The 15,824-nt window shown below is 60.4% G+C and carries 19 protein-coding genes; 17 read left to right on the top strand and 2 right to left on the bottom strand.

What is annotated here, in order from left to right; genetic code table 11:
• Window positions 1-133 precede the first annotated feature (133 nt).
• The 5 genes from AC2CHD_RS11240 to AC2CHD_RS11260 are packed head-to-tail and all read left to right on the top strand — an operon-like array spanning window position 134 to window position 4,600.
• Window positions 134-919, top strand: a complete 786-nt coding sequence (locus AC2CHD_RS11240) for an FCD domain-containing protein (RefSeq protein WP_484553751.1) — start codon at window positions 134-136, stop codon at window positions 917-919.
• Window positions 916-1,743, top strand: coding sequence for a (Fe-S)-binding protein (locus tag AC2CHD_RS11245; protein WP_484553752.1), 828 nt, complete (start codon window positions 916-918; stop codon window positions 1,741-1,743). Before AC2CHD_RS11240 ends, AC2CHD_RS11245 begins: the two co-directional genes overlap by 4 nt.
• Window positions 1,743-3,182, top strand: coding sequence for a LutB/LldF family L-lactate oxidation iron-sulfur protein (locus AC2CHD_RS11250; RefSeq protein WP_484553753.1), 1,440 nt, complete (start codon window positions 1,743-1,745; stop codon window positions 3,180-3,182). Before AC2CHD_RS11245 ends, AC2CHD_RS11250 begins: the two co-directional genes overlap by 1 nt.
• Window positions 3,179-3,853 (top strand): LutC/YkgG family protein, encoded by a 675-nt coding sequence (locus AC2CHD_RS11255; protein ID WP_229447845.1) that lies wholly within the window; start codon window positions 3,179-3,181, stop codon window positions 3,851-3,853. The genes AC2CHD_RS11250 and AC2CHD_RS11255 overlap by 4 nt, the downstream gene beginning before the upstream one ends.
• Window positions 3,854-3,856: 3 nt before the next feature.
• Window positions 3,857-4,600: a metallophosphoesterase family protein gene (locus AC2CHD_RS11260; protein WP_484553754.1), complete on the top strand. Its 744-nt coding sequence runs from the start codon at window positions 3,857-3,859 to the stop codon at window positions 4,598-4,600.
• Window positions 4,601-4,630: 30 nt separating this feature from the next.
• Here the strand turns inward: AC2CHD_RS11260 and AC2CHD_RS11265 are convergent, their stop codons facing one another.
• A complete protein-coding gene (locus AC2CHD_RS11265; RefSeq protein WP_229447843.1) occupies window positions 4,631-4,771 on the bottom strand; it encodes a hypothetical protein in 141 nt (46 codons plus the stop codon).
• 145 nt (window positions 4,772-4,916) lie between these two features.
• Here AC2CHD_RS11265 and AC2CHD_RS11270 point away from each other — a divergent pair, with 145 nt between their 5' ends.
• The 12 genes from AC2CHD_RS11270 (at window position 4,917) to yihA (ending at window position 15,217) form a co-directional block, all read left to right on the top strand.
• Window positions 4,917-5,561, top strand: coding sequence for a hypothetical protein (locus AC2CHD_RS11270; protein ID WP_484553755.1), 645 nt, complete (start codon window positions 4,917-4,919; stop codon window positions 5,559-5,561).
• Window positions 5,562-5,592: 31 nt separating this feature from the next.
• Window positions 5,593-6,330 (top strand): 16S rRNA (uracil(1498)-N(3))-methyltransferase, encoded by a 738-nt coding sequence (locus tag AC2CHD_RS11275; protein ID WP_484553756.1) that lies wholly within the window; start codon window positions 5,593-5,595, stop codon window positions 6,328-6,330.
• A 201-nt stretch (window positions 6,331-6,531) separates the two neighbouring features.
• Window positions 6,532-7,905: a glutamate--cysteine ligase gene (locus AC2CHD_RS11280; RefSeq protein ID WP_484553757.1), complete on the top strand. Its 1,374-nt coding sequence runs from the start codon at window positions 6,532-6,534 to the stop codon at window positions 7,903-7,905.
• 103 nt (window positions 7,906-8,008) lie between these two features.
• Entirely contained in the window at window positions 8,009-8,908 is a 900-nt protein-coding gene (locus tag AC2CHD_RS11285) for a DUF937 domain-containing protein (RefSeq protein WP_484553758.1), read from the top strand.
• 105 nt (window positions 8,909-9,013) lie between these two features.
• Window positions 9,014-9,640, top strand: a complete 627-nt coding sequence (locus AC2CHD_RS11290; protein WP_229447838.1) for an FMN-binding negative transcriptional regulator — start codon at window positions 9,014-9,016, stop codon at window positions 9,638-9,640.
• A gap of 216 nt (window positions 9,641-9,856) precedes the next feature.
• On the top strand, window positions 9,857-9,991 hold the full coding sequence (rpmH, locus tag AC2CHD_RS11295) for a 50S ribosomal protein L34 (RefSeq protein ID WP_007009688.1): 135 nt from the start codon (window positions 9,857-9,859) through the stop codon (window positions 9,989-9,991).
• 23 nt (window positions 9,992-10,014) lie between these two features.
• Window positions 10,015-10,395, top strand: coding sequence for a ribonuclease P protein component (gene rnpA, locus AC2CHD_RS11300; protein ID WP_484553759.1), 381 nt, complete (start codon window positions 10,015-10,017; stop codon window positions 10,393-10,395).
• On the top strand, window positions 10,388-12,205 hold the full coding sequence (yidC, locus tag AC2CHD_RS11305; protein WP_484553760.1) for a membrane protein insertase YidC: 1,818 nt from the start codon (window positions 10,388-10,390) through the stop codon (window positions 12,203-12,205). Before rnpA ends, yidC begins: the two co-directional genes overlap by 8 nt.
• Before the next feature lie 164 nt (window positions 12,206-12,369).
• Window positions 12,370-12,858, top strand: coding sequence for an anthrone oxygenase family protein (locus tag AC2CHD_RS11310; RefSeq protein WP_484553761.1), 489 nt, complete (start codon window positions 12,370-12,372; stop codon window positions 12,856-12,858).
• Between the two features lie 167 nt (window positions 12,859-13,025).
• Window positions 13,026-13,664, top strand: coding sequence for a CatB-related O-acetyltransferase (locus AC2CHD_RS11315; RefSeq protein WP_484553762.1), 639 nt, complete (start codon window positions 13,026-13,028; stop codon window positions 13,662-13,664).
• A 109-nt stretch (window positions 13,665-13,773) separates the two neighbouring features.
• Window positions 13,774-14,151, top strand: coding sequence for a hypothetical protein (locus tag AC2CHD_RS11320; RefSeq protein WP_484553763.1), 378 nt, complete (start codon window positions 13,774-13,776; stop codon window positions 14,149-14,151).
• 388 nt (window positions 14,152-14,539) lie between these two features.
• Window positions 14,540-15,217, top strand: a complete 678-nt coding sequence (yihA, locus tag AC2CHD_RS11325) for a ribosome biogenesis GTP-binding protein YihA/YsxC (RefSeq protein WP_484553764.1) — start codon at window positions 14,540-14,542, stop codon at window positions 15,215-15,217.
• A gap of 47 nt (window positions 15,218-15,264) precedes the next feature.
• Here the strand turns inward: yihA and msrB are convergent, their stop codons facing one another.
• Window positions 15,265-15,774 carry a peptide-methionine (R)-S-oxide reductase MsrB gene (gene msrB / locus AC2CHD_RS11330; protein ID WP_484553765.1) on the bottom strand — a complete coding sequence of 170 codons (510 nt, stop codon included), beginning with the start codon at window positions 15,772-15,774 and terminating at the stop codon, window positions 15,265-15,267.
• Between the last annotated feature and the right edge of the window lie 50 nt (window positions 15,775-15,824).

The raw sequence follows: 15,824 nt of genomic DNA on the forward strand, positions 1-15,824 counted from the left end.
GCTTTGCGCAGGGTGCAATGCGTGAAGCCAATTGCCTGCAGGGGGTAGTATTGGACAAATAAATTGACCAGTTTGATTAACTCAGGCTAGTCTGTGGCCACAAACCTATGAGCAACGGGAACGGCAAGGGCCGGTGGAAGCAGTCTTCTCCAGAATTGAGCATGCCCGCACGGCGGATGGCGTTGTCCGGCAAATCGAGACGCTGATCCTCGAAGGTGTCCTGCGCGATGGTGACCGTTTGCCCGGTGAACGCGAGCTTGCTCGCCAGCTCGACATCTCCCGCCCCATTCTGCGCGAAGCTTTGAAAACGCTGGAGGAGCGCGGCCTGATCACCACCCGCCACGGCGGCGGCACCTATGTGGCCGACATTATCGGCCAGGTGTTCACCAAGCCTGTGCGCGAGCTTATCGCCACGCACCGCAAGGCCACCGCTGATTATCTGGAATATCGCCGGGAGGTCGAGGCTGTGGCCGCCGAATTCGCGGCCAGGCGCGCAACGCCGGAAGACATTGTTCTTCTCAATGGTATCATGACGCGCATGGACGAGGCCCATGCAGCCGAGGACTTTGAGGCGGAAGCGGCCTGTGACGTGGAATTTCACAATGCAGTGGGCGAATGCGCGCACAACATTGTGCTCCTGCACACGCTGCGCGCCTGCTACCGGTTGCTCGCCGATGGGGTCTTCCTGAACCGCGCCCGCATCTATGAACTGCCTGATGCCCGCGACACGCTCCTTGCCCAGCATCGCGCGATCCATGCGGCAATTGCCGCCGGCGATCCGGAAGCGGCAAGGGCGGCTGCGATCGCGCATATCGATTTCGTCGAAAAGGCCACCTTTCACGCCGAACGCACGGATGACTGGCAGCGCATTTCGCGCCTGCGGCTTCATCAGCGTGGCGGGGAAACCTTGCAGCAATGAGCGAGCGAACCGGCTCTGCCGAGAAATTCAAGCCAGCGAAAGAAGAACCGTTGAAAGAAGAAAGCATCTCACCCAAGCGCGTCGGCCTTTTCGTCACCTGCCTGGTGGACCTGTTCCGGCCCACTGTCGGGTTTGCCGCCGTCAAGCTTCTGGAAGAGGCAGGCTGCACCGTCGAGGTGCCCATGGCACAGACCTGCTGCGGCCAGCCGGCCTATAATTCCGGCGATCGGGAAGATGCCGCGGCCATCGCGCGCCAGACCATCGAGGCCTTCGAGGATTTCGACTATGTGGTCGCGCCATCGGGTTCCTGTGCGGGCATGCTCAGGAAACATTATCCTTCGCTTCTCAAGGGCACGTCCTATGAGGCGAGGGCGGAGGCCTTTTCCGGCCGCGTGCACGAGCTGGTGAGCTTTCTGGTCGATGTGCTCGGCATCACAGAAGTGCCGGCCCGCCACGAGGGCAGTGTCACCTATCACGATTCCTGTTCCGGTCTGCGCGAGCTCGGCATTGAGAAACAGCCGCGAAAGCTTCTGTCTTCGGTTGAGGGGCTGGAGCTCAAGGAAATGCAGAATTCGGATGTCTGCTGCGGCTTTGGCGGCACGTTCTGTGTCAAATATCCCGACATTTCCAACAAGATTGTCGAGGAAAAGACGGCCAGCATCGAGGGTGCCGGCGCCGATACGCTGCTTGCCGGTGATCTCGGCTGTCTCATGAACATGGCCGGCAAGCTTCATCGGCAGGGCAGCAGGGTTGAGGTTCGCCATGTGGCCGAGGTTCTGGCCGGCATGACAGACAAGCCGGCAATCGGCGGGGGAGGGCGCTGATGGAAATCCAGTCTCCACAGTTCAAGCAGAAGGCGCGCAAGGCGATTGCCGATGAGCAATTGCAGCGCGCCATGGGCAAGGCGAAGATCGGTTTCGTCGGCAAGCGAAAGAAAGCGGTCGATGCACTGCCGGAATTCGAGGATCTTCGCTCTTCGGCCCGCGCGATCAAGGATCACACGCTCGAACATCTCGATCTCTATCTGGAAGCCTATGAGCGCAAGGTGATTGCCTCGGGCGGCCAGGTGCATTGGGCCGAAACGGCCGAGGATGCCCGACAGGCGGTTCTGAGCATCTGTCGCGCGGCGGGCGCACGAACCGTCACCAAGGGCAAGTCGATGATCACCGAGGAGATCGCACTCAACGATTTCCTTGAGAAGGAAGGTGTCCGTCCGGTCGAGACCGATCTCGGCGAATACATCATCCAGCTGCGTGGCGAGCATCCAAGCCACATCATCGGCCCTGCCCTGCATTTGAACAAGGAGCAGGTGGAGGAAGATTTCCGTCGCGTTCACACCGAGCTCCCGGCTGGGCGCGATCTCTCGCAGCCCGAGTCCCTTCTCGGTGAAGCGAGGCATATCCTGCGTCCGCAATATTTTCAGGCCGATGTGGGCATTACAGGCGCGAATTTCCTTGTCGCCGAAACCGGCACATCCATCATTGTCACCAATGAGGGCAATGGCGATCTCACGCAGACGCTGCCGCGCGTCCACATCGTCGTTGCCTCCATCGAAAAGGTCGTGCCGACGCTGGAGGACGCGAGCCAGATTCTGCGCGTTCTCGCCCGTTCAGCAACCGGTCAGGACATGAGCGTCTACACCACGCTATCCACCGGACCGCGCCGCCCGGACGATCCCGACGGGCCGGACGAATATCACGTCATCCTGCTCGACAATGGCCGGTCTTCCATGCTCGGCACGGAGTTCCACGAGATGCTGCGCTGCATTCGCTGCGGCGCGTGCATGAACCATTGTCCCGTCTATCACGCGGTTGGCGGTCATGCCTATGGCTGGGTCTATCCGGGGCCGATGGGCTCGGTGCTGACACCTTCGCTGGTTGGCGTCGACAAGGCGGGGCATCTGCCCAACGCCTCCACCTTCTGCGGGCGCTGCGAATCCGTTTGTCCCATGCAGATCCCGCTGCCGCGCATGATGCGGCATTGGCGCGAACGCGAATTCGAGCGCGGGCTCAATCCGGCGACCCAGCGTTTCGGCCTCGGTTTCTGGGCCTTCTTCGCCCGCCGACCAGGGCTTTATCGTCTTGCCACTTCCATGGCGATCCCGGCGCTTTCCGGCCTTGCAGGGCGTCGCCGCTGGTTCCGCTCGCTTCCCTTTGCCGGGGGCTGGACACGACACCGCGATCTTCCCGCGCCCGAGAGCCGCACCTTCATGCAGCAATGGCGTGACCGCGAGACCTTGAAGCAGGGAGGGACGTCAGCATGAGCGGGCGCGAGGCCATTCTTGGCAAGCTGCGGGCGGCGGCGTCCGTTTCCACCGATGACGCTGCACGGCGCGAAGCCGTCGAAAAGCGCCTTGCAAAGACGCCGCGCGGGCTCATTCCGGCCCGCGGGCAGGTGGATGGCGAAGAGCGCGTTGCTCTTTTCTGCCGCATGGCCGAGGCCGTCACGGCCACGGTGGAGCGCGTGAAAAAGTCAGATGATGTGCCGAAGGCCGTGACCCACTATCTGCGCTCCAAGAACCTGGCGCCTTCCGTCCGCATGGGCGACGACAGGCGTCTCAAGCGCATGGACTGGGCCAGCCAGAAATCGCTTGAGGTGAAGCTTGGACGAGCTGACCCCGCGGACGAGGTCGGTGTGAGCCATGCATTTGCCGCCGTCGCGGAAACGGGCACGGTCGCCCTGCCTTCGGGCAAGGACAATCCGACCACTGTCAACTTCGTGCCCGATCACCACATCATCGTCATTGACGCAAAGGACATTGCCGGTGATCTTGAAACGGTGATTTCCCGCCTCAGGCGCAAATATGGTAGAGGTGACATGCCAAGACTGCTGAACCTCATCACCGGACCATCGCGCTCCGGCGACATCGAGCAGACCATGCTGCTCGGTGCACATGGGCCGCGCGCTCTGCACCTCATCGTCGTCGACGGGTGAAGAATGGCCGCCGGGGTCTCATATGATGAGGCTTCGACGCCCCATGGCCTGCGCCTCTACGCGGTCGGAGACATTCACGGCAGGCATGACTTGCTGGCGGCAATGCATGCGCGGCTCATGGAGGAAATCCTTCATGACCGCCCCGCTGACTGGCGCATCATCTATCTGGGCGACTATGTTGATCGCGGTGCGAATTCACGCGGTGTGATCGAATATCTCGCCAATCTGCGCGAACGCGACCCGCGCGTCATCGCTCTTGCTGGCAATCACGATCTGGGCTTTCTCGACTTTCTCTCGAACCCAGACCCGTTCGGCCTGTTCGCCTGCAATGGTGGTTTCGAGACGGCGCTGTCCTATGGTGTTGAGATCGATCTGACATCACGCGAGAAAATGATGCCGGGCCACGCCGCTTTGGTCCGTGCCGTGCCGCAGCGCCACAGAGCGTTTCTGGCCACGCTGCCTCATTCAGTTTCTTTCGGTGATTTCTTCTTCTGCCACGCCGGCATTCGCCCGGGCATCGCCCTGGAGGCTCAATCGGCGGACGATCTCGTCTGGATCAGGAAGGAGTTCCACGCATTCGATGAGCTGCATCCCAAATTGATCGTGCATGGTCACACGCCAGTACGGGCGCCGGAACTCTGCAAGAACCGCATCAACCTTGATACCGGCGCATGGCACAGCGGCCGGTTGACGGCGCTCAGGATGGAAGGGCGGGAAAAGAGATTGATCGAAGTCGCCTGCGGATAGCAGGTGACTTGATGGCATGAATGCCTGAACCTACTCGACGGCGGCTGAAATGCCGTAGCCGTCCACGGGGTGGTGATCACCGGAAGCGCCGGCCGAAAGAAGCCTTGCACCGATCAGCGTGAAGGCTGAGACAGTGATGAGAAACACGACAGTTGCACGCCCGATTGTCATTCGACCAAAAGTCCCTTGAAGGTCAATAAGCGCGGCTCCCCGTGCCGCGCAGGCTGCAATAAACACAAACAGCTTAAGATTGAAACAATTTATATGCCAATACTCACATTGTTTATGATTAACACCGGAAAAGGTGGGAACGGCCATGGCGTTTCAAAACCGCGTCTCCCCATTCGGTCAGTTGTTTGCAACCCAGGCGCGCGGTGTTTTTACCGGCAATCGCGGCGTGATCCATGATCCCGATACAAAAACGCTCCTGCGCCGCCGCTGGACGACCAGGTCCTGGATTATCTGCGTTTGTGAATTCCGGGGGCGCCGGCGTGAGGTCATGGGGCGAAACAGCCCCAAGGGCCGGGCCGGTTGGACGGAACTTTTCTTTCTCGATGAGGTGACAGCCCTTGCTGCGGGGCACCGCCCCTGCTTCTTCTGCCGACGCGAGGCGGCCAGTGATTTCCTGACCTGCGTGCGTCAGGCCACGAGGGACCAGGGAATGAAGGCCCCCGACGTTGACTCAGCTCTCCACGGACAAAGGTTTGCGGTCACCGGCAAAGCACAACCCATCGCTGCAGAGGCACTGCCGGTACTGCCCGACGGCTCAATGATCGCATGTGGAGAGAGGGCTTATGCACTGCGCGGCGGAGCGTTTTATGAGTGGCACTTTGAGGGCTACGGCGGCGCCCTTTCACCGGGAAAGATCCCGCCGGTTGTTCAGCTGCTGACACCAGCCTTGACCGTTTCGGCGCTGAGCGGGGGCTACGCTCCGGTCTGGCACGCAAGCATCGGCTCTTGACGCGTTGACCTTGATCCACCATCAGACCGCCATGCGTGCAAACTATAAACTGCAGCGGCTGTTCATCGATGCCGCCCTCGCTGCCGGTGTCGAGGTAGAGACCAGCCGGGAACAGGCTCACTACCTGACCAATGTCCTGCGCATGCGCGACGGCGGCGAAGTGCTCGTTTTCAACGGGCGCGACGGCGAATGGCATGCCGAAGTGATCGCGGCCAACCGCAAGGCGGTGCGTCTGCGTATGACCAGTCAGGCGCGTCCCCAGACGCCCCATCCCGATCTTCTCTATTGCTTTGCCCCATTGAAGAAGGGGCGGCTCGACTATCTTGTGCAGAAGGCTGTCGAAATGGGCGCTGGGCGCTTGCAACCGGTCATCACCCAGCACACTCAGGTCGCGAAACCAGGAACCCAGCGCCTCGAAGCCAATGTGATGGAGGCAGCCGAACAGTGCGGCATTCTGGCCGTGCCGGAGGTGCTTGAGCCGGTAAAGCTTGACCGGCTTCTGGCGGAATGGGATCCGGATCGTCGCCTGATCTTCTGTGATGAGGATGCCGCGACCAACAATCCCATGCAGGCGCTTTCGGCTGTGCGCGAAAAGAAACTGGCGCTTCTGGTCGGTCCCGAAGGCGGGTTTTCCGAGGCCGAACGCGCGCAGCTGCGTGCCTTGCCATGCGTAACTCCCATTCCGCTCGGGCCCCGCATCCTGCGGGCCGACACGGCAGCCGTGGCCGCTCTCGCCGTCATTCAGGCGAGCGTAGGGGACTGGCATTGATGTTTTCACATCAAGTTTGGTTGACGCTCCAATCAGCAATTCTTACTTGAAGCGAATTGTTTGCATGTCCATCAGTTCTAGATGGTTTGCTCTGGCATTTGGCAGTCACGTGGCATCAGGTGACGTTCGCATAAATGCGAATATAAGAATGTAGGGCGTTCTTGCGTACAGGCGCACGCATGGCGCTCTAGGAGGACACATATGGCCCGTGACACAACTGACAATCGTCCGATCGAACGGGTCGATGAGCTTGTCGCCGACCTCGCCAAAGGCTGCAAGCCGAAGGATAAATGGCGCATCGGCACCGAGCACGAAAAATTCCCCTTCTATGTCGATGGGAACCGGCCCGTTCCCTATGAGGGCGAGCGCGGCATCAAAGCAGTCCTTCAAGGCATGCAGCGCGTCCTCGGTTGGGATGCAATCAATGATGATGGCAACATCATCGGCCTGGTGGAACCAACCGGGCAGGGGGCCATCTCGCTGGAACCGGGTGGCCAGTTTGAGCTCTCGGGTGCACCGCTGGAAACGCTCCATCAGACCTGCCGTGAGGGCAACGCCCATCTGGCACAACTGCGCGAGATTGCCGAGCCGCTCGGCATCCGCTTTCTGGGCCTTGGCGGCAGCCCGAAATGGACGCTTGCCGAAACGCCGCAAATGCCGAAATCGCGCTACAAGATCATGACCGCCTACATGCCGAAGGTCGGCACGCAAGGGCTCGACATGATGTACCGCACCTGCACGATCCAGGTGAATCTTGACTTCGAAAGCGAAGCGGACATGCGCCGCAAGATGCAGGTGGCGCAGCGCCTGCAGCCGCTTTCCACAGCACTCTTTGCCAATTCCCCTTTCACAGGCGGACGATTGAACGGTTACCAGTCCTGGCGCGGCGAAATCTGGCGCGACACGGACAATCAACGCTCTGGCCTGCTCCCCTTTGCCTTCTCCGAGCGCTTCGGCTTTGCCGATTATGTGGAATGGGCGCTCGATGTGCCGATGTATTTCATCATCCGCGACGGGCGCTATCATGACTGCACCCACATCACCTTCCGCCAGTTCATGGAAGGCGCGCTGAAGGATGAGGTGACCGATGGTCTGCCGACCATTGGCGACTGGTCGAACCATCTTTCCACGCTCTTTCCCGATGTGCGCCTCAAGCGTTTTCTTGAAATGCGCGGCGCTGATGGCGGTCCATGGCGGCGCATCTGCGCGCTGCCCGCCTTCTGGGTGGGGTTGCTCTATGATCAGGCAGCACTCGACGCCGCCCACGACCTCACGGCCGACTGGTCGTTCGAGGAGGTGAATGCCATGCGCAATGCGGTGCCGAAAGAGGGGCTGGCCACGCGCTTCCGCAATCACGATTTGCGGGAGATCGCCCGCGAGGTTCTGGCCATTTCGCGCAAGGGGCTTTCCGCCCGCAAGCGTCTCAATCCTGAAGGCTATGACGAGGCAAGCTTCCTGAGTCCGCTCGACGAGATCGTCGCGCGCGGAACCACCAGCGCGGAAGAACTGGCCAATGCCTTCAACACGCGCTGGGACAGGTCGATCGAGCCCGTATTCCTCGAACAGGCCTATTAGGCATCCTCTCAAGGCGGCGAAGACAAAGCGGATTTGTCGGGTTATCTTTCTGAAACATTGGTCCGATACTTGCTCGGCGACGATTGAATGAAGGAGAACGCCCATGCTTCCGCTGTTCGAGATGCTCAACAATGCCGGTCAGGGGAACGGCGTCGATCAGATCGCCAGGCAGTTCGGCATTTCAAATCAACAGGCACAGGAAGCCATGGAGGCGCTTTTGCCGGCCTTCAGCCAGGGGCTGAAGCGCAATGCCGCTGATCCTTACGGTGCCGGCAATTTTCTCGGTGCGCTTGCCTCGGGTCAGCACGCAAAATATTTCGAGGATGCCGCCAACGCCTTTTCGCCGCAGGGCGTTGCCGAAGGAAACGGCATTCTGGGCCATCTGTTCGGATCCAAGGACGTGAGCCGCGCCGTGGCCAGCCACGCCGCCCAGGCCACCGGGCTCGGCCAGGATATGCTCAAGCAGATGCTTCCCGTGCTTGCGTCCATGCTCATGGGTGGCCTGTTCAAACAGTCCACGGGCCAGATGCAGGGCGCGCAGCCGCGTCAGGCGCAGGCCGGCGGTGGTGGCATGCTTGGCGACCTCATGGAGCAGATGATGCGCCAGATGGGCCAGCAGCAGTCAGGGGTTCAGCCGCGTGGGCGCGCGCCATCGGGTATGAGCCCGTCGGACAACCCACTCGGCCAGATACTGGAAGGCATGTTTGGTGGTGGTGGTTCCACAGGGCGTTCTGCCCCTTCTGGCGGCCAGGGCAACAATCCGCTGGGCGAGATTTTCGACCAGTTCCTGCGTGGCGGCCAGGGCGCCGGGCAACCGGAACCGCAAAGGCGGTCCGCGCCGCAACCTGAGCCGGAAACCAACCCGAGTGGCCGCTCCCGCAATCCTTATGACGATCTCTTCGGCCAGATGTTCGAGACCGGCCGCAAGACACGTGATGACTATGAGCGCGGCGTGGAAAACATTTTCGAGCAGTTCCGGCAGGGCATGGAACGGCACCGCTAGGCCTTTGCGCCACAGAGGTTTTCTTGTTGGGCAAGGCGGTTCTCTGCCTTTTTCCACTCCTTCGTGCGCGCTAGGGTCAGGTGTTTTTCAGGGAGACGAACCCGAATGTATTGTCCACCCGCCTTTCGCGAGGAAGAACTGCCCGCGCTTCATGAGCTGATGCGGGCAGCGCGGCTGGCTAATGTGGTGACATCCGGTGCGAACGGACTTCATGCAAGCCCTCTGCCCCTGTTTCTTGATGAGACCGAAGGCCCCTATGGCACGCTCTATGGCCATCTGGCGCGCGCCAACGAGCAGTGGAAGGACACGCCGGCGGGCGATGCGCTGGCGATTTTCATGGGCCCCGACGCCTATGTCACCCCATCCTGGTATGCCTCCAAGAAGGAGCATGGGAAGGTCGTGCCCACCTGGAACTACACCGTGGTTCAGGCACGCGGGCCGATCGAGTTTTTCGAGGATGAGGGGAGGCTGCGCAGCGTGGTTGAGCGCCTGACGGCCCTGCACGAGGCGGGTCGCCCGGAAGTCTGGTCCGTCTCGGATGCACCTGAAAAGTTCATCAAAGGTCAATTGCGCGGGATCGTCGGGCTGCGTCTTGCCATCACGAGCCTTGAGGGCAAGCGCAAGATGAGCCAGAATCGCAGTGCCGCCGACAGGGCAGGTGTTGCTGCCGGGCTTTCCGCGAGCGCGCATCCGGACGAACGGCTTGCGGCAGCGCAGATACCACAGGACTGATGCCTGTTTTCCGGACAGGGTGAGACCCCTTGCCGCGATGGCCGCGCATTCGCGCCGTTTTGATTGACTCTGCGCATCCATGCTCCTATAAGCCCGGCCACGCTTGGGCCTTGCGTCCGGCGGCGCGTATTCGTGCCTTCGGTCCAGCCCTGAAAGCAAAGCTCCTGTTCATTGAAACAGAACTAAGAAGGGCCGCACTCCGCGGTATTAAAACAAATGAAGCGTACATATCAGCCTTCCAAGATCGTCCGTAAACGTCGGCACGGTTTCCGTGCGCGCATGGCCACCAAGGGCGGCCGTCGCGTGATCGCAGCCCGCCGCAACCGCGGTCGCAAGCGGCTGTCCGCATAAGGTTTGGAGGCGAGGCCGGAAAGATGACGGACCGGCCAGCCGTCCCACCCCCGGCGCGCCTTAAAAAGCGTGCCGAGTTTCTGGCCGTCCGTCGCGGTGAAAAGCGACGCGGGCGGCTTTTTCTGCTGGAAGTGCTCGATCGCGGCGACCAGGACCCGCCACGGCTGGGCATTACAGTCACGAAGAAAGTCGGCAACGCGGTGGTTCGAAACCGCGTACGCCGGCGGCTCAAGGAAGCCTGCCGCCTCCATGCGGTTCACGACATGGCCGCCGGCAAGGATTATGTGATCGTGGCGCGGCGTTCTGTGCTTGACGCGCCGTTCGCCTCCCTGAAAGACGAGCTTTCCCGTCGCATCGGACAAGCCGATGCCGGGCGTGGAAAGGGCAAGGACATCGATGGATAACAATCGCAATTTTCTCATCACGATCGCGCTGTCCGTGTTGATCCTGACGCTCTGGCAGGTGTTCTACATGAACCCCCGGATCGAAGAGCAGCGCCAGGCAGCCCAGATTGAAGAACGGCAGGCGGCAGAAACGGCCCCGGCTGCTGCGTCTTCGAGCGGTGAGATCAGCGATATACCAGCGCCTTCTGGTGGCGAGGGTGCCGTGCCCGGCTCGACCAACCCATCGGCTGCACCGCTTGACCGCGCCGCAGCCGTTGCCGGCAGCGCACGTGTGAAGATCGAGACGCCGCGCATTTCCGGTTCGATCAATCTGACGGGCGCGCGTCTCGATGACCTGCTCCTCAAGGACTACCGGGTGACTGTTGAGAAGGATTCACCCAACATTCAGCTTCTGAACCCCTCAACTGGTCCTGACGGCTATTATGTCGAGACGGGTTATGTGGGCGGTGAGGCCGCCGGAACGCTTCCGGGTCCTTCGACCGAGTGGACGCTTGCCGAAGGCGAGACGCTCACCCCGTCGAGCCCCGTCATGCTCTCCTTCACCAATGAGAAGGGCCTGACCTTCAAGCGCACCTTCTCGGTCGACGAGAACTACATGTTCACGGTGTCCGACACGGTGGAAAACGCTTCTGGTGCTCCTGTCGCACTGCGCAATTATGGCCGCACCACCCGCATCGGCACGCCCAAGACCTCCGGCATCTACATCCTGCACGAAGGCCTGATCGGCGTGACCGGCGAGGAAGGCCTGCAGGAAATCGACTATTCGGATGTGGAAGAGGAAAAGCGCATTACGCCGGCGATGTCCTCTGACGGCTGGTTGGGCATCACCGACAAATACTGGGCGGTGACCATGGTCCCGCAGAACGGCCGCGAATTCCAGCCGCGCTACACCTATTCGGGCGACGGAAAGCCGCGCTACCAGGCCGATTATCTGACCGACGAAATCACGGTCGCCGATGGCGCCTCCGCCACCAGCGAGCTCATGGTCTTCGCCGGTGCCAAGGAGGTCAATGTCGTCGATGCTTATGAAGAAGACCGCGGCATCCGTAAGTTCGAGCTCCTGATCGACTGGGGCTGGTTCTATTTCATCACCAAGCCGATGTTCTATCTCATCGACTGGCTGTTCAAGCTGCTCGGCAATTTCGGCGTGGCCATCCTTGCAACCACGGTCGTTGTGAAGCTCATCTTCTTCCCGCTCGCCAACAAGTCCTACAAGTCCATGGCGAACATGAAGAAGGTCCAGCCTGCCATGATGGAAATCCGCGAGAAATATGCGGATGACAAGATGAAGCAGCAGCAGGCGATGATGGAGCTGTACAAGAAAGAGAAGATCAATCCGATCGCCGGCTGCTGGCCGATCCTGATCCAGATCCCGGTCTTCTTCGCGCTCTACAAGGTGCTCTACGTCACCATCGAGATGCGCCACGCGCCGTTCTTCGGCTGGATTCAGGACCTTTCGGCGCCCGATCCGACCTCGGTCTTCAACCTGTTCGGTCTCCTGCCTTATGACGTGCCAACCTTCCTCATGATTGGCGTCTGGCCGTTGATCATGGGCATCACCATGTTCCTGCAGATGCGCATGAACCCGACGCCGCCCGATCCGACACAGGCGATGATCTTCAACTGGATGCCGGTGATCTTCACCTTCATGCTGGCCACCTTCCCGGCAGGCCTGGTGATCTACTGGGCATGGAACAACTTCCTGTCCATCGTCCAGCAGGGCGTGATCATGAAGCGCCAGGGCGCCAAGATCGAGCTTTGGGACAATCTGGCTGGTCTGTTCAAGAAAAAGCCGAAACCGGCCGAATAGCCGAAAAAATCGAAAAGGCTCGCGTAAGCGGGCCTTTTTTGTAGCTCTGCCATCCGCATGGATCTCCATCACCGGGCTTTGGCAGAAAATGTCTGGAGCCTCTCACCCCTTTCTGACGCGATCCTGAAGAATTGGGTATTCTCGTGTGGAACGGAGAGATCGCTATGGCTGATGGCCTTGCTTTTGCGTCGCTGTTGCTCGCCACGCTGGGTGCTGGTCTCATGGCCGGGTTTTTCTTCGCATTCTCAAACACGGTTATGCAGGCTCTTCGGCGGATGCCGGTTCCGGCAGGCATTCAGGCGATGCAGACGATCAATGTCACCGTGCTCAACCCCGTCTTTTTTGCGGCGTTCTTCGGCACAGCGGCGCTGGGAATCCTGCTTGGTGTTTTCGCCCTGCTCGGGCTGGTGCCATCCGGCGGCATCTGGCTTTTTCTCGGCGGACTTTTCTATGTGGTGGGCACATTTCTCGTCACCGTTGTTTTCAACGTTCCCATGAACGAGGCTCTGGCAAAGGTTGAGCCAGCAACAACGCAAGGGGCAGAACTGTGGCGGGAGTATCTCTTCCGATGGGTGATGTGGAAGCATGTGCGTGCAGTCGCCTCACTGCTCGCGCTTGCAAGCTATGCGGTGGGGCTGGTTGAGTGGTCATGATTGCTGTCCTCTCGTATTTCCGCTAAGGACAGCATCTGCACCAAGGGAGTTGCCTCGATGATCAAATAAGGGGACCGAAGCACACGCCGCCGGGACTTGAGGTCCGGCCCTTTGCCGTTTTGACGGAGGCGGTGGGTTATTCCCCTGTTTTGACCAAGGAGGTCCCCATGCATGGACCTGATCCGGCAACGCCATACCCGATGGCGGGCTTTCCCAGAACCATTTTTCTTAAGAACTTCATCACCCGGCCTAATATCGAGGTGGGAGATTTTTCCTACTACGACGATCCCGTCGGCGCCGAGCGTTTTGAGGAACGAAACGTCCTTTATCACTTCGACTTTCTCGGCGATCGACTGGTTATCGGCAAGTTTGTGGCCATCGCCCACGGCGCCACATTTGTGATGAACGGGGCCAACCATCTGATGACTGGCTTCTCCACCTTCCCGTTCAATATCTTCGGCCACGGCTGGGAGGAGGGTTTTGATGGCCAGGTTTATCTCGAGCATAGCCGTGGCAACACCACCGTGGGCAATGATGTGTGGATCGGACGGCAGGCGCAGATCATGCCGGGCGTCACTATTGGAGATGGAGCCGTGATCGGGGCCCATGCCGTCATTGCCTCCGATATTCCGCCTTACGCCATCGCCGTGGGCAATCCGGCGCGCGTTCTGCGCCTGCGCTTCGCGCCCGAGACGGTCGCAGCCCTCGTCGGGATCGGCTGGTGGAACTGGCCGGTAGACAAGATAAGCCGCAACCTTTCTGCCATACGCGGCGCTGATCTCGTTGCCCTTGAAAACGCCGTCTAACAGGACTGCCAGGCGGCATCATTAAACTTGACATTTTTGGTATAGTATTGTGTTTGTGTCTTCGGCCGTGTCGCTAATCCGACCGGCCGGAGGCCAAGAGGTAACTGCCATGATGCATCTGAGCCCGATTGAGGAGTTTGCGTCTCATCATGCCTGTGAGGCTGATGAGCTCGAACGCCACCGTGGAAAATTCCTGCGTGTAGAGCGGCTGCGGTCCAAGGTGCAGGCCGCCAAGCGTGTAGCCGCCGAGAGCCTTTCACGCGCGAATGAGACGCCGGAGCCACATGATGGCAGCAACATGATTTTCGTTGCTCTCTTCGATACCCACTGTCGGGACCGCGAAGCGCTCTTCGAGGCGATGAGGGAACTGGACGAGGCCTGCGGCGAATTGCACGTGATGACAGCCGGTATGAAGGCGATTGAAGGGTGCATGCGCAGCCCTTCTGAACACTTACGAGGACTGGGCGGTATCGATGAGCGAGTTTGAACGTCGCCGCCAACAAGCGGAAACACATCTGAAGCTTCAGATGATGAAGGAAATGAGCGAGATCATGCGTCGGACCGGCCTGCCGCCAATGGTTCTGATGCTTGAGGCTGCGCGAGCCCTTGGAACCATCTACCGCGAAACGGCGGAAGCGCACTGCGAGACATCCTGTTGTCCTTGCGGATGGCGCCCGCAAGAGTCCAGGGACCTCGGACGCCTCCATGAGACTTTGTGCGAAGCCAGCCGCAGGCCCCGCTCACGGTGGCTCGGTGGAATGCAGGTTCTCGGCAACGCCTGAGTGACTTCTGAAACACGGTTTCAGCAACAGTGCAGTTGACAAATGCCCCGCCAGTCTTGATGCCGTCATTTGAACGGTAATGGAGATGATGGCGTGAACGCATCACACGATGACGCAGCCGCCGGCAAGGCGCAGATCGATCGCGGAACCTTCCTGCGTCCGTGGGTCTTCCTGCGCGGTGCACCGGCCATGAAATTTCTACCGCCTGAAGGTCCCCCCGAGGTGGCCTTCGCCGGGCGCTCGAATGTGGGCAAGTCATCGCTCATCAATGCGTTGATCGTACAGCGCGGCCTGGCCCGTACATCCAACACGCCCGGCCGCACCCAGGAGCTCAACTTCTTCGTTCCCGATGGATATACCGGTGCTGATGGCGATCTTCCGCCCATGGCGATCATCGACATGCCGGGCTACGGCTTTGCCAAGGCGCCCAAGGCGCAGGTCGACGCCTGGACCGAAATGGTTTTCGACTATCTCAGGGGCCGTGTCACGCTCAAGCGTGTATTCCTGCTGATTGATGCCCGCCATGGCATCAAGAAGAATGACGAGGAGGTGATGGACCTGCTCGACAAGGCGGCGGTTTCCTATCAGGTGGTGCTGACCAAGATCGACAAGATCAAGCAGCCGGCGGTGGAAAAACTGCTTGCCGCCACCGAGATGCAGCTCAGGAAGCGCGCAGCCGCTTTTCCGGAAATTGTCGCAACCTCATCGGAAAAGGGTCACGGCATGGACGAACTGCGCGACGCCATCGCCCGCGCCGTAACCGATGGCTGAATGCCAGATCCCTAGCTCGGCCCAGATCCCTAGCTCGGCCCAGATCCCTAGCTCGGCATTGTCGCGCCCGGTTTGAACGTCAAGGCGATGCCGTTGATGCAGTGGCGCTTGCCGGTCGGCGGCGGGCCGTCATCGAAAATGTGCCCCTGGTGGCCGCCGCAGCGCCGGCAGTGGCATTCGGTCCGGGTCATGAAGAGCGAGTTGTCCGGCTTGGTGCCGATGGCATCCGGAAGTGCTTCCCAGAAGCTCGGCCAGCCAGTACCTGAATCATATCTCGCCTCGGATGAATAAAGCGGCAGGTCGCAGCCGGCGCAATGAAAGAGACCGGCACGCTTCTCATTGTTGAGCGGGCTCGTGAAGGCCCTTTCCGTCGCTTCCTGCCGCAGCACGGCAAATTGCTGATCGGTCAGGATCGCGCGCCACTCTTCCTCACTTTTGGTGATCTCGAAGGTTTCAGCCATGGCGCTGCCGCCGGTCCGGCCACGCAGCACAAAGGCTCCGCCGGTGAGTGCTGCCAGCGCGCCAGCCGTACCATACAGAAAATTGCGGCGTTTCATCGAATAGCTCCTTCTTGCATGGTTGGCTCGTGTCGCCTGCGCCGGACATT

It is taken from the genome of Nitratireductor sp. ATLC21, assembly GCF_057196525.1.

Bases quoted from the DNA above. Each gene is read 5' to 3' on its own strand.
- AC2CHD_RS11245 (WP_484553752.1), top strand. From the start codon at position 916: ATGAGCGAGCGAACCGGCTCTGCCGAGAAATTCAAGCCAGCGAAAGAA.
- AC2CHD_RS11250 (WP_484553753.1), top strand. From the start codon at position 1,743: ATGGAAATCCAGTCTCCACAGTTCAAGCAGAAGGCGCGCAAGGCGATT.
- AC2CHD_RS11255 (WP_229447845.1), top strand. From the start codon at position 3,179: ATGAGCGGGCGCGAGGCCATTCTTGGCAAGCTGCGGGCGGCGGCGTCC.
- AC2CHD_RS11260 (WP_484553754.1), top strand. From the start codon at position 3,857: ATGGCCGCCGGGGTCTCATATGATGAGGCTTCGACGCCCCATGGCCTG.
- AC2CHD_RS11265 (WP_229447843.1), bottom strand. From the start codon at position 4,771: ATGACAATCGGGCGTGCAACTGTCGTGTTTCTCATCACTGTCTCAGCC.
- AC2CHD_RS11270 (WP_484553755.1), top strand. From the start codon at position 4,917: ATGGCGTTTCAAAACCGCGTCTCCCCATTCGGTCAGTTGTTTGCAACC.
- AC2CHD_RS11275 (WP_484553756.1), top strand. From the start codon at position 5,593: ATGCGTGCAAACTATAAACTGCAGCGGCTGTTCATCGATGCCGCCCTC.
- AC2CHD_RS11280 (WP_484553757.1), top strand. From the start codon at position 6,532: ATGGCCCGTGACACAACTGACAATCGTCCGATCGAACGGGTCGATGAG.
- AC2CHD_RS11285 (WP_484553758.1), top strand. From the start codon at position 8,009: ATGCTTCCGCTGTTCGAGATGCTCAACAATGCCGGTCAGGGGAACGGC.
- AC2CHD_RS11290 (WP_229447838.1), top strand. From the start codon at position 9,014: ATGTATTGTCCACCCGCCTTTCGCGAGGAAGAACTGCCCGCGCTTCAT.
- rpmH (WP_007009688.1), top strand. From the start codon at position 9,857: ATGAAGCGTACATATCAGCCTTCCAAGATCGTCCGTAAACGTCGGCAC.
- rnpA (WP_484553759.1), top strand. From the start codon at position 10,015: ATGACGGACCGGCCAGCCGTCCCACCCCCGGCGCGCCTTAAAAAGCGT.
- yidC (WP_484553760.1), top strand. From the start codon at position 10,388: ATGGATAACAATCGCAATTTTCTCATCACGATCGCGCTGTCCGTGTTG.
- AC2CHD_RS11310 (WP_484553761.1), top strand. From the start codon at position 12,370: ATGGCTGATGGCCTTGCTTTTGCGTCGCTGTTGCTCGCCACGCTGGGT.
- AC2CHD_RS11315 (WP_484553762.1), top strand. From the start codon at position 13,026: ATGCATGGACCTGATCCGGCAACGCCATACCCGATGGCGGGCTTTCCC.
- AC2CHD_RS11320 (WP_484553763.1), top strand. From the start codon at position 13,774: ATGATGCATCTGAGCCCGATTGAGGAGTTTGCGTCTCATCATGCCTGT.
- msrB (WP_484553765.1), bottom strand. From the start codon at position 15,774: ATGAAACGCCGCAATTTTCTGTATGGTACGGCTGGCGCGCTGGCAGCA.